Origin of the sequence: Actinocrispum sp. NPDC049592, from assembly GCF_040675465.1 — a bacterium.
GTDB lineage: Bacteria > Actinomycetota > Actinomycetes > Mycobacteriales > Pseudonocardiaceae > Kibdelosporangium.
In genome coordinates this window covers 1,156,918-1,169,028 of record NZ_JBFAPA010000001.1, presented here as the reverse complement: position 1 = coordinate 1,169,028, position 12,111 = coordinate 1,156,918, and the positions used below count along the sequence as shown (strand labels likewise).

The following is a 12,111-nucleotide window of genomic DNA, read 5'->3' as shown; positions in this document are numbered from 1 at the left end:
GCTGTCAGGCGGGGGCCTTTTCCTTGGCACGGCTCATGCTCAGCAAAGCCGCGGCGGAAACGACCATCAGGCCGTCCACGGCGAGCGGCCCGAGATGCGCGCCCCACCAGTCCTCGCCCCAGATCGCGAGCAGGCCGGACATGTGCCGGTACGACATGACCGCGGCGACCGCGGCGACCAGCGTCGTGCCGCCATAACGGGCGAGCCCGAACAGGAAACCCCTGCGCCACTGGGCCCGCGTGATCACTTCCACCGCGAGGATCAACGCGATCGGCCAGAACGCGGCGAAAACCATGGCGCCGGGCGGCGGGGTCCAGTCGTTCGCCGCTTTGCCCGCGGCCGCCCAGTCGGCGAGTTGCGCGGCGGTCGGGTACAGCGTGTGGGCGACGTTCGCCGCGACCGACACCAACCCGCCCACTATGAAGGAAATCCACGCGACGATCACGCCGCGCGATGGCGCTTCCTGCCGCGGCCGTTCCGGAGCGGCGATCGGCTTTTCCGCGACGGTGACCGGTTCTTCGTGCACGACAGGCACTTCCGGCTCGCCGGCGTTGATCTGGTCGATCTCCGCCAGCAGCTCCGGGGACAGCACCGGCATCCCGCCCGTCGTCGCTAAGTCGTGTTCCTTGCGCCACTTGTTGACGATCGCGGACGCGTACGAGCGGTCGACGACCACGCCGAACTGGCGCAGCCACGTCTGCACTTCGGCGGTGACCGGCTCGTTCAGCTGTTCGCACGCATAACGGATCTTGCCGACCTGCGTCTTCAGCTTGTCCAGTTCGGCTTTGTGGAGCCGGGTCTGGTTGATCGTCTCCATAGGCACCCGGACAGGTTAGCTGCTGCCGGAGAGTAGTCGTTGGTACGCCACGGGTGTGAACCCGAGCGCGCGCCGGAAGTGCCGGTGCAGATGGCTTTGGTCGGTGAAACCGGTGCGTGCGGCCGTTTCCGCGACGGAATGTCCGGCCTCCAGCAGGCGGCGCGCCAGGCGGATACGGTGCGCGACGTGCAACGCGTGCGGCGGCAGGCCGGTGTGCTCGCGGAACAGCCGGATCAGCTGGAAGCTGGTCGTACCAGCTACTCCGGCGAGTTCGGCCAGGCTCACCGTGCGTTCCGGGTGCTCGGCGAGGTACTCGCTCGCCAGCCGGAACTCCTTGGCACCAGCGGGAGTTGTGTGTCGCCGGGCGGGAGAATACTTGGCGACAACGGTGTTCAGCCATGTCACGAGTTGTTCGTCCTGCTCGAGACCCGCGGGCAACTGGTGCAACCGGACGAACTGGTTCGCGAGCACCGGATCGGACAGCACGGGTTGCGGAAACTCGACGTTGGCAAGGTCGTGCGCGTCGCCCTCGATGATCGCGAGACGGGCGAACCACGGCGTGCCGGACTCGCCGGAATGCGCCTGCGACGGGTCCCAGGCGACGAGCTGACCTGGCCGCACTTCCCGGTGCTCACGGCCGCGGCGGGAGTGCATCGGTTGCTCGGCAACGACTCCGAAGACGTACTCGCCGCGCGGCTCGATCGCGTACCCGCTGGTGTGCCCGGCCAGCAGCAGGACACCGTCCGCGGGACGCCACATCCGCACGTCCTCGGTCATGTCAAGAACGTACAAGACCACGTGCTTATGGTCAGGACATGGTGATCACAGCGCACATTGTCGTTCAGGGTGCCTCGCAGGCGGCGAAGTTCTACGCGGACGCGTTCGGGGCCACGGAGGTGAGCCGGATCCCGGTGCCGGACGGGCGGTTGATGTCCGTGGAGTTACGGGTCGGGTCGTCCGCGTTGCACATCGCCGACGAGTTCCCGGAGCTGGGAGTCCTTGCGCCGCCGTCGATCGGCGGTACGGCCACGGTGCTGCAACTGGAGGTCGACGACGCGGACGCCGTGTTCGCGCAGGCCGTCGCGGCCGGAGCAGAGGTCCGCCAGCCGGTGTCGGACACCTTCTGGGGCGCCCGGCACGGCCAGGTGACGGACCCGTTCGGGCACCGGTGGAACATCAGCCGGCAGGTGAACGAAGTGCCGCACGACGAGGTCGTCGCCGCTGCCGCGGCGCTGTTCAGCGGCCCCCACTGATGGGCAGGATGGCGCCGGTCACGAAGGACGCGGCACCGGACAGCAGCCACGCCACGCCTTCGGCGATCTCAGCGGGCTGACCAGGCCGTTTCATCGGGATGAGCGGCGCCAGGCGGGTAGGCCGGTCCGGCATCCCCGCGGCCGCGTGCATGTCGGTCTCGACCAGCCCGGGCGCGACGGCGTTGACCCGGATCCCCTCGTCCGCGACCTCGAGGGCGAGGCCGTAGGTGAGCGTCTCGACCGCGCCTTTCGTTGCGGCGTAATGAACCCACTCATTGGGCGAACCGCGCCCAGCCGCAGTGGAGGAGATGTTGACGATCCCCCCACCGCCATGACCGTACTTTGTGGACATTCGCAGCACGGCTTCCTTGTTGCACAGGAAGACGCCGATAACGTTGACATCGAAGACATCACGCACGGTCGCCACGGACTGCTCGTCGAGGCGGCCGGGCGTGTTGCCGGTGATGGCCGCGTTGCAAACGACTGCCGTGAGCGGACCAAGGCTTTCAGCGGTGTCGAAGAGCCGCTTGACATCCGCCTCGCCGGTGACGTTCGCCTGCACCGCAAGCCCGTCGGTCTCCTTGGCCACGGCCTCGGCAGCAGCGGCATCACTGGTGTAGTTGACAACCACCTTGTGGCCCTCTGCGGCCAGCCTCCGGCAGATCGCGGCCCCAATACCCCGGCTGCCCCCAGTAACAACGATCACACCCATACGCGCAGCTTACGGAGTCAGCGGGATCGCTCGAGCAATGCGGCTGCTTCCAGCACCATCCAGCCGCCCAGCTGCGCCGACAGCTCGCGTTCCGGGATGGCGTGCCGCGGTGACCTGGGGACCCGGGCCGGCAGTGTCCAATCTGGACCGTAGAGGGGGCCGCCCCGGCCGACGGCGCGGTTGCGCCATGCGGCGGCGGCGCTGGTCATGACGAGTTGCTGGGCTGTTTCGCGTGCGGCCAACGCGGTCACCGACGCGCCTGTGAGGGCGGGGAGCCGCAGGGCCGCCAGGGCTAGGTAGCGGGCGAGGATGCCTGCGTACAGGCCTCCGTCGCCGCCTCCGTGGCCGCGCAGAACACCGTTGTTGGCCAGGTGCTCGCTGATGGCGATGATCGTCCGTTCGGCGCGTTCGGCCCAGATGGGGTCGCCGGCCGCGGCCAGTTCGAGGCAGATCCCGAGGTACACGCCCTGGATGTAGGTGTAGGCCTCCTTCACCATCTCGCGGATCTCGCCGTCCATGGTGACGTGCAGGCCGAACCACAGCAGGCCGTTGGTCTCGTCGAGGAGGAAGTCCTCCATCCATTCGGCCATCGCGCGGGCCCGGTGCAGATCCGCGCGGCTTCCGGTACGGGCGAAGAAGATTGTGGCGGGGCCGTTGGCGCGCGCGCTTTTCAGATCCTCGCCGGCGTGCGACCAGATTCCGCCGCCCGCGTGATCGGACCAGGCGTCGCGGAGCCGGTAGGTAATGGCTTTTATGGCGTTGTCGACCGGAACCACGTTTCGCGCCCGCAGCAAAGCCAGGCCCAGCCACGCTGCGTCGCCGTAGTCGTCGCTGGTCCACCTGCGGCCGTTGCGAACCCGGACACTTCGGATCACTCGTTGGATGGTCGCCGGGCGGGTCGGGTTCGGGTAGCGCTCCTGCGCGTCCACTAAGCAGTCGATCAGATGCGCATGGGCCCAGTAGTTGAACCGCCGGTACAGGCGCTCGCCGCGAGTCGCGGGCCAGCCGTCGACCCCCAGCAGCGTGCCGGGTCTGGCCCACAGCCGTCGCAGGTGCCTGGCCTGGACACCCAGCTCCGACACCGCAGCGCGCGCTGCCCACAGACGTGAGGGCGCTACCAGCTCATGAGCCATACCCGCCATGGTGCGGTCTGGATCGGTTCCGAGGTACCCCCCAGTGCGACAGTCCACCCACTTCGGGTAATCAGGTCACCAGGCTCTGGACAGATCGGCGTGGTCCCGGATCCATGCGTGCATCACGATGCCCGCTGCGACGCCGGCATTGACCGACCGGGTCGATCCGAACTGCGCGATCGAGACCACCATCTCCGCGGCCTGCCTGGCCTCCTCGCTGAGACCAGGGCCTTCCTGGCCGAACAGCAGCACGCAGTTGCGCGGCAGCTTGACCGTCTCCAGGCGTTGCGCCCCCGGGGTGTTGTCAACCGCCACGAGCGTGAGCCCCGGGGTGCGCTTCACCAGATCGTGTACATCCTCGTGGTGCTCGATGTGCTGGTAACGGTCAGTCACCATCGCGCCCCGCCGATTCCACCTCCGGCGGCCGACGATGTGCACGGTTTTGGCCAGAAACGCGTTCGCGGTCCGGACCACTGTGCCGATGTTGTGGTCGTGCTGGAGGTTCTCGATCGCGACGTGGAAATCGTGCCTCCGGGTATCGAGATCCTCGATCACCGCATCCCGGCGCCAGTAACGGTATTTGTCCATCACATTGCGCCGGTCGCCGTCTCGCAGCAGCTCCGGGTCGTACTTCGGATCGTCCGGCCACGGCCCTTCCCAAGGACCGACACCCACCGGTTCGCCGAACACCCACTCCGTCGGGTTCACTGGGTGACCAGCGCGCGCCGGCGGCGCCACAACACGAACACGCCCACGTAGGACACCACCAGAAGCACGACTGCTACCACTGCTACCACCGGCAAAAGGCTACGCGGGATGAGATGGTCGTAGATGTAGTACTCGTTGAACCCACCCGGCAGTGGCCCCAGTCCCCGTTGGGCCCGTAGGTAGTCCTCCGCGGTTGTCAGCGGACACAGCAGGCCGGGCACGGTGTTGATGGCCACGCCCCAGGCCGCGAAGAAGATGTGCACGAAGATCGACTTGGGCCAGCGCCAGGCCAGGAAGCCACCCAAACCGATGTAGATCAGCGCGGCGAAGTGCACCGCCACGACCACACCGGTTAAGAAACCAGCCACAACATCACCTTACTGCCGGGCGGCGCCGGGAACCCCCAACGCCGCCCAACAGTCAGGTCACGTGGCGGTGAGGCCGAGGTCCTCCAGAGTGAGCAGGCTCCGGTAGGGCACGCCCTGGGCCTCGATGATCTCCTTGGCGCCGGTGGCCCGGTCCACCACGGTGGCCACGCCCACGACCTCCGCGCCGGCCTCCCGCAACGCCTCGACGGCGGTCAACGGGCTCTTGCCCGTGGTCGTGGTGTCCTCGACGGCGAGCACGCGCTGCCCGGCCACCTCGATGCCCTCGATACGCCGCTGCATGCCGTGCTCCTTGGCGGCCTTGCGCACCACGAACGCGTCGAGCACCTCACCCTGCGCCGCCGCCGCGTGCATCATCGCGGTCGCCACCGGGTCCGCGCCGAGGGTCAGCCCGCCCGCGGCCACATAACTCCAGTCCTCGGTGAGCTGCCGCAGCAGCTTGCCGATCAACGGCGCCGCCGCGTGGTGCAGCGTCGCACGCCGCAGGTCGACGTAGTAGTCCGCCTGCTTGCCGGAGGACAACGTCACCTTGCCGTGCACAACCGACAGCTCGGTCACCAGCCGCGCGAGCTCGGCCTTCAGATTCTGATCAACGGGCACAAGCCCCCACCCTAAGCGAGCCCACCGACAGTCCGGCCCACAGATGTGCGCAACGTCGCCAGCCCCCATCCGGACGTATTTCCGCGTGCACGACCAGATCCTGAGGGCCGCTGCAGCAGCCCGAACAGAAACGGAGCCCGTGCGCGGGCACGGGCTCCGTCGTTGTGGTGTCAGGCCGAGACTTGGAGGCCTGAGCTGTCGTCGAGGACGTCGACGGTCACCTTGTCGCCGTCGCGGATGTCACCTGCGAGCAGCTTCTTGGCGAGCTGGTCGCCGATGGCCGAGGCCACCAGGCGGCGCAGCGGCCGGGCGCCGTAGACGGGGTCGAACCCGTTGAGCGCCAGCCAATCGCGGGCCGACGGGGTCACGTCGAGGGTCAGTCTGCGTTGGGCCAGGCGGCGGCTCAGGCGGTCCACCTGGATGTCCACGATCGAGGTCAGCTCCTCGGTGGCCAGCTGGTGGAACACCACGACGTCGTCCAGGCGGTTGAGGAACTCCGGCTTGAAGTGGCGTTGCACCACCGACAGCACGGCGTCCTTGCGCTGCTGCTCGGTCAGCGTGGCGTCCGCGATGGCCTGCGAGCCGAGGTTCGAGGTGAGCACCAGGATGGTGTTGCGGAAGTCCACGGTCCGGCCCTGGCCGTCGGTCAGCCGCCCGTCGTCGAGGACCTGCAGCAGCACGTCGAACACGTCCGGGTGCGCCTTCTCGACCTCGTCGAGCAGCACCACGCTGTATGGGCGCCGGCGCACCGACTCGGTGAGCTGACCGCCCTGGTCGTAGCCGACGTATCCGGGTGGGGCACCGACCAGGCGAGCCACGGAGTGCTTCTCCGCGTACTCGCTCATGTCGATCCGGATCATCGCCCGCTCGTCGTCGAACAGGAACTCCGCCAGCGCCTTGGCCAGCTCGGTCTTGCCGACCCCGGTCGGGCCCAGGAACAGGAACGAACCCGTCGGCCGGTCGGGGTCGGCGACACCGGCCCGCGTCCGCCGCACGGCGTCCGACACGACCCGCACGGCCTCGGCCTGGCCGACAACGCGGCGGGCAAGAGCGTCTTCCATCCGCAGCAGCTTGGCGGTCTCGCCCTCGAGCAGACGCCCAGCGGGGATGCCGGTCCACGCGGACACCACGTCGGCGACGTCGTCCGGGCCGACCTCCTCCTTGAGCATCACGGACTCCGACCTGGTCGACTCCGAGGCCGTCTCCAGTTCCTTCTCCAGTGCCGGGATCCGGCCGTAGCGGAGCTCGGCCGCGCGGCCGAGGTCACCGTCGCGCTCGGCCCGGTCGGACTCGCCGCGCAGCTGCTCCAGCTGCTCCTTGAGGTCACGGACCTTCTCGATCGAGCCCTTCTCGTTCTGCCACCTGGCGGTCAGCGCGGACAACGCCTCGCGCTTCTCGGCCAGCTCGGCGCGCAGCGCGGCCAGGCGCTGGGCGGAGGCGGGATCCTCCTCCTTGGCCAGGGCCATCTCCTCGATCTCGAGCCGGCGCACGGCCCGCTCGACCTCGTCGATCTCCACCGGCCGCGAGTCGATCTCCATCCGCAGCCGGGAGGCGGCCTCGTCGATCAGGTCGATCGCCTTGTCCGGCAGGAACCGCGCGGTGATGTACCGGTCGGACAGCGTCGCGGCGCCGACCAGGGCGGCGTCGGTGATCCGGACACCGTGGTGCACCTCGTAGCGGTCCTTGAGGCCCCGCAGGATGCCGATGGTGTCCTCCACCGACGGCTCGCCGACCAGCACCTGCTGGAACCGGCGCTCCAAAGCGGGGTCCTTCTCGATGTGCTCGCGGTACTCGTCCAGCGTGGTCGCACCGACCATGCGCAGCTCGCCGCGGGCCAGCATCGGCTTGATCATGTTGCCGGCGTCCATCGCGCCCTCGCCGGTCGCGCCCGCGCCGACGATGGTGTGCAGCTCGTCGATGAACGTGACGACCTGGCCGGCCGAGTCGGTGATCTCCTTGAGGACGGCCTTCAGCCGCTCCTCGAACTCACCGCGGTACTTGGCGCCGGCGACCATCGAACCCAGGTCCAGCGAGACGACCCGCTTGCCGCGCAACGACTCCGGCACGTCACCGGCGACGATCCGCTGGGCCAGGCCCTCGACGATCGCGGTCTTGCCGACCCCGGGCTCACCGATCAGCACCGGGTTGTTCTTGGTCCGCCGGGACAGCACCTGCACCACGCGGCGGATCTCCGAGTCGCGCCCGATCACCGGGTCGAGCTCGCCCTTGCGCGCGCGGTCGGTCAGGTCGACGCCGTACTTCTCCAGCGCCTGGTATGTGCCCTCGGGGTCGGGTGAGGTCACCCGGGCGGAGCCGCGGACCTTGGTGAAGGCCTCGCGCAGCGCGTCCTTGGTGGCGCCGTGCCTGCGCAGCAGGTCACCGACGCGGCCGCGCTCGGCCGCCAGCCCGTAGAGCACGTGCTCGGTGGAGACGTACTCGTCGCCCATCTCGGTGGCCAGCTTCTGCGCCTGCTGCAGGCTCCGGGCGGCCTCCGCGTTCAGCTGCGGCGCGGACACCGTGCTGCCGGTCGCCGACGGCAGGCCGTTGACGATCAGCTCCAGCTCCTTGCGCACGACGTTGGGATCGGCCCCGACCGCGGTCAGCAAGGGCGCGGTCAGCCCGTCTCCCTGCGCGAGCAACGCACCCAGCAGGTGCGCCGCCGATACATCCGGGTTGCCGGCCACGGTAGCGGCCTGCACCGCCGCGGAGACCGCCTGCTGGGTCTTCGTGGTCGGGTTGAAAGCGTCCATCCCTCACCTCAGTACGCGTGGTCATTCACCCCTGCTCAGCTTTCCGCATGAGCGTCCACCATGCCCAACGTCAGAAAAGTTGAGTCTGTTCCGCTCAACCCAGATTCACTCACATGTCGCAACCTGGTTGTCCACACGGATGGGTGACTTATCCACAAACCGCAGGTCGCTATCCACAGGTCGGTGGACAACTGTTACCACCACAGTGTCGTCCAGCGGCCGTCCGGGTGGCACGCCGCGCACCGCCTGTCTCCTAGTGCAACGCCCAGCTTGTCCAGGGAATTCGCTGGACCGGCGCGCCTACCTTCGCCTCCGGTGAATGAGGAGGTAAGGGGACATGTCGTCAGGTAAACGCTTCACCCGGCGCGTCGCGCCACTGGAACGGTGGTATCTGGGTTTCCCGCGCGCGCTCACCCCGGTTCTCAACCTGGTGGTGACCGGCGTCGGCCGGGTCGGGCTGGACGAGCTGCGGCACGCGGTGGAGGTGGCCGGGGACAGCTATCCGGGCACCCGGCTGGCCCGGCACGGCAGCCACTGGTCCGACGAGGGCGTGCCGCCGCGGGTGCGGATCGCGGAGGGCAACGACCCCGTCGACCACCCTGCCCTGCGTGAACCGCTCACACGCAACGGTAGGTACTGCGAGGTCGTGCTGCTGGACGGCCCGTCTGTCGTGTTCCGCGCCTCACACGCGGTCACCGACGCACGCGGCCTGCGGATGTGGGCGGCGGCGGTGTTCCGCGCGCTGCGTGGTGAGGAACTGAGCCGGACCGAGTCCCGCCGGACCATCCTCGACCTCGAGGAACCACTGCTGAACCAGATCGACACCAAGGGCGAGGAGTTCTCCGTCCCGTCGCTGCTGGGCATCCCACCCCGGGCCGAGCGAGGCGAGTTCGAGTGGCTGCGCCGCACGGTCGACGGTACGTACCCGGCGGTCGTCGCCCGGATGGCGACCGAGCTGGTCAAGTTGTCCGGCCTGGAGAAAGCCCAGGTCAGCGTGCCGCTGGACCTGCGTGTGCTGCACCCGGACCTGGACTCGACGTCGAACCTGGCGATCACGGTGGTGCTGGACATCAAGGCCGGGCAGACCTGGGCGGAGACGCATCAGCAGCTGCTGAAGGTGCTCGGCGAGCGTCAGGGCACAGTGCACGCGCCGGGCAAGGAGATCCTGATGGCGCCGCTGGCCCTGCTGCGCCGAATGATCAAGAAGCTGGACACCCGGATGCGGGAGACCGACCGGTTCTCCGGCGTCGCCAACGTCAGCAACCTGGGCCGGGTGGACGGCGCCGAGTTCGGCACCGCGCAGTTCGAGCCGGTGTCGATCTACATGCTCGACCCGCCCGCGCCGCCGAGCCCGCTGAGCCTGAACATCGTGGAGAGCGACGGCCGCACCGAGCTGACCCTGCCCTGGTTCTCCGGGTCGCGCACGCGCACCGAGGACGTGCTCGACGCGTTGTGCGAGTCGCTTTCGCCGATGGCGCACCAGAAGGCCAGCACCCTGCTGCCCGCCGAGCCCAAGCAACGCGGCGAGGTGCCCGCAGGGTGCAACATCGTCAAGCAGTTCCGCGCACAAGTCGCGAAGAACCCGCACGCTGTGGCCATTTCCGGGCCCGAAGGCGACGTCAGCTACGCCGAGCTGGACCACTATGCCCGGGTCGTCGCGGCCGCGTTGAAGGAGCGCGGGATCGGCAGGGACGACGTGGTCGGGTTGCTCGCGGACCGTTCGGTGAACGCGATCGCGGGCGCGTGGGGCGTGCTGATGGCCGGCGCCGCGTACCTGCCGATGGACACCAAACACCCCGACGGCCGCATCCAGAACTACCTGGAGGACGCGCAAGCCCCGCTGTGCCTGGTCGGAAAACCGCACCACGAAAGGGAACTCCCCTCCGGGTGCGAACGGATCGTCCTGGAGGACCTCGACTACCTCGTTCAGCCGCCGGTGCAGGAAACCCTGCCCCAGCCGTCCGATCTGGCGTACGTCGTGTACACGTCCGGGTCGACCGGCAAGCCCAAGGGCGTCGAGATCGAGCACCGCAGCCTCAGCAACTACGCGGTCTGGGCGACGCGTGAGCACGGCATCGACGCGTCGGCGCGGATGCCACTGCTGTGCTCGATGTCGTTCGACGTCGCCGAGATCTCGCTGATCCTGCCGTTCCTGGTGGGCGGCACGCTGTTGCTGATGCGTGACGACCTCAACCACCTGAGCCTGCAGGAGGTTTTCGACGCGGGCGCCAACGTGATCGCGTTGACACCGTCCCATCTGGACCTGATCACGCGCCTGGAACTCAAGCCCGGCAACGACGTCCGTGCGCTGCTGGTGATCGGTGAGCAGTTCAAGCGGTCGCTCGCGGTGCGGGCGCAGGAGCTGTTCGGCCCGCGCTGCAAGGTGATCAACCTGTACGGGCCGGCCGAGGCCACCATCGCGGTGAGCCATCATGTGTTCAACGGGAAGCTTGACGACGGCGCGACTGTCCCCATCGGAGTGCCGTTCGACGGGGTCAGCATGTACGTGCTGGACAGCGAGCGCCGGTTCGTGGCGCCCGGGGAAAGCGGCGAACTGTACCTGGGCGGAATCCAGCTGGCGCGCGGTTACCGCGGGCGCACGGACCTGACGCGGCAACGGTTCGTGTACATGGCCGATGGCACCCGCGCGTACCGGACGGGTGACATCGTGCAGGTCCTGCCCTCGGGTGAGCTGGAGTGCGCGGGCCGGATCGACGACCAGGTGAAGGTGCACGGCCACCGGATCGAACCCGCCGAGATCGCCCTGACGTTGGAAGACCACCCGTCGGTCGCCGCCGCCGTGGTGATCCCGCGGATGCGTCCGGGGCACACCGAGAAGACCCTCGTCGGGTACGTGGTCACATCGTCTACAGTGGACACAGAGGACCTGCGCCAGCACCTGGGAAAGACCCTGCCGGTGTACATGATCCCGTCGCACATCCTGCCGGTGGACGAGATCCCGCGGACCGTCAACGGCAAGGTCGCGGTCGCGAACCTGCCGGACCCGTTCGAGAGCAACGGTTCCGCCGCGCCCACCGAGCCGCTCGACGAGACCGAGAGCGCCATCTCCCGGATCTGGGCGCAGGTGCTGAACCTCGACGTGGACCTGCTCAACAGCAGCAGCGACTTCCACGACCTCGGCGGCAACTCCCTCACGTTGATCACCATGGTCGCCACCGTGGCCCGCGAGCTGGCCCCGACCGGCGAGGAGGTCCTGACCAGCCACATGCAGGACATCATCCGCCGGCCCACAGTCGCGCACGTCGCCGAACTGACCCGCCTCGCCGCCGTGTCCTAACCCACCCACCCGTTCACCCGGCACCGCGGCCAACCCCAGGCCGCGGTGTCTTCACGCTCACCTGGCATCGCGACCGTCTCCGTTGCCGTCGCTTCGCAGGACACACGCCGAGCGTTTTCACGCTTCCTCAGGCCCACTCCGCCTCTAAGACCAGGCCAGCCCCACAGCGGCGCTCACCTCAACTCCCATCCGGCCCGAACCCCTGTGGATAACTCATCCCCACAGCTCTCCTTCTGTCGCCCCTCCCCAGTAGCGTGAAATTCGGGGATCCCCCAGGAGGGGACCCTCGTCGCGGCGTGGGCGGGGTGCGATGCGGGGCGGATCGGCCGCGGTTGGGCGCGGGGCGGGATTGGCAGGGCCGGGGCCGGGGTTGGGCCTGGCCGGGGTTGGGCGCGGAGCGGGATTGGGCGGAGTTGAGGTTGGGCGGGGTTGGCGGGGTGCGATGTGGCGGCGG

The 12,111-nt window shown here is 68.7% G+C and carries 10 protein-coding genes; 2 read left to right on the top strand and 8 right to left on the bottom strand.

Going from position 1 to position 12,111, the window contains the following annotated elements:
• Positions 1-4: 4 nt before the first annotated feature.
• Together AB0J95_RS05540 and AB0J95_RS05535 are read right to left on the bottom strand one after the other, a co-directional pair.
• Entirely contained in the window at positions 5-817 is an 813-nt protein-coding gene (locus tag AB0J95_RS05540; protein ID WP_364753507.1) for a DUF2637 domain-containing protein, read from the bottom strand.
• Positions 818-832: 15 nt separating this feature from the next.
• A complete protein-coding gene (locus AB0J95_RS05535) occupies positions 833-1,594 on the bottom strand; it encodes an AraC family transcriptional regulator (RefSeq protein WP_364752678.1) in 762 nt (253 codons plus the stop codon).
• A gap of 38 nt (positions 1,595-1,632) precedes the next feature.
• Here AB0J95_RS05535 and AB0J95_RS05530 point away from each other — a divergent pair, with 38 nt between their 5' ends.
• Complete coding sequence (locus AB0J95_RS05530) at positions 1,633-2,070, top strand: VOC family protein (protein ID WP_364752676.1); 438 nt, start codon at positions 1,633-1,635, stop codon at positions 2,068-2,070.
• Here AB0J95_RS05530 and AB0J95_RS05525 read toward each other — a convergent pair.
• The 6 genes from AB0J95_RS05525 to clpB form a co-directional block, all read right to left on the bottom strand.
• On the bottom strand, positions 2,054-2,782 hold the full coding sequence (locus tag AB0J95_RS05525) for an SDR family oxidoreductase (RefSeq protein WP_364752673.1): 729 nt from the start codon (positions 2,780-2,782) through the stop codon (positions 2,054-2,056). The two genes, AB0J95_RS05530 and AB0J95_RS05525, sit on opposite strands and share 17 nt — an antisense overlap.
• A 17-nt stretch (positions 2,783-2,799) precedes the next feature.
• Entirely contained in the window at positions 2,800-3,915 is a 1,116-nt protein-coding gene (locus AB0J95_RS05520) for a glycoside hydrolase family 76 protein (RefSeq protein WP_364752670.1), read from the bottom strand.
• Positions 3,916-3,990: 75 nt separating this feature from the next.
• Positions 3,991-4,623 carry an RNA methyltransferase gene (locus AB0J95_RS05515; protein WP_364752668.1) on the bottom strand — a complete coding sequence of 211 codons (633 nt, stop codon included), beginning with the start codon at positions 4,621-4,623 and terminating at the stop codon, positions 3,991-3,993.
• Positions 4,620-4,991, bottom strand: coding sequence for a DUF2784 domain-containing protein (locus AB0J95_RS05510; protein WP_364752665.1), 372 nt, complete (start codon positions 4,989-4,991; stop codon positions 4,620-4,622). The genes AB0J95_RS05515 and AB0J95_RS05510 overlap by 4 nt, the downstream gene beginning before the upstream one ends.
• A 57-nt stretch (positions 4,992-5,048) precedes the next feature.
• Positions 5,049-5,609 (bottom strand): orotate phosphoribosyltransferase, encoded by a 561-nt coding sequence (gene pyrE / locus AB0J95_RS05505; RefSeq protein WP_364752663.1) that lies wholly within the window; start codon positions 5,607-5,609, stop codon positions 5,049-5,051.
• A 170-nt stretch (positions 5,610-5,779) separates the two neighbouring features.
• Positions 5,780-8,359, bottom strand: coding sequence for an ATP-dependent chaperone ClpB (gene clpB, locus AB0J95_RS05500; protein WP_364752660.1), 2,580 nt, complete (start codon positions 8,357-8,359; stop codon positions 5,780-5,782).
• Between the two features lie 337 nt (positions 8,360-8,696).
• Here clpB and AB0J95_RS05495 point away from each other — a divergent pair, with 337 nt between their 5' ends.
• Entirely contained in the window at positions 8,697-11,657 is a 2,961-nt protein-coding gene (locus AB0J95_RS05495; RefSeq protein WP_364752658.1) for a non-ribosomal peptide synthetase, read from the top strand.
• The last annotated feature ends 454 nt before the right edge of the window (positions 11,658-12,111 follow it).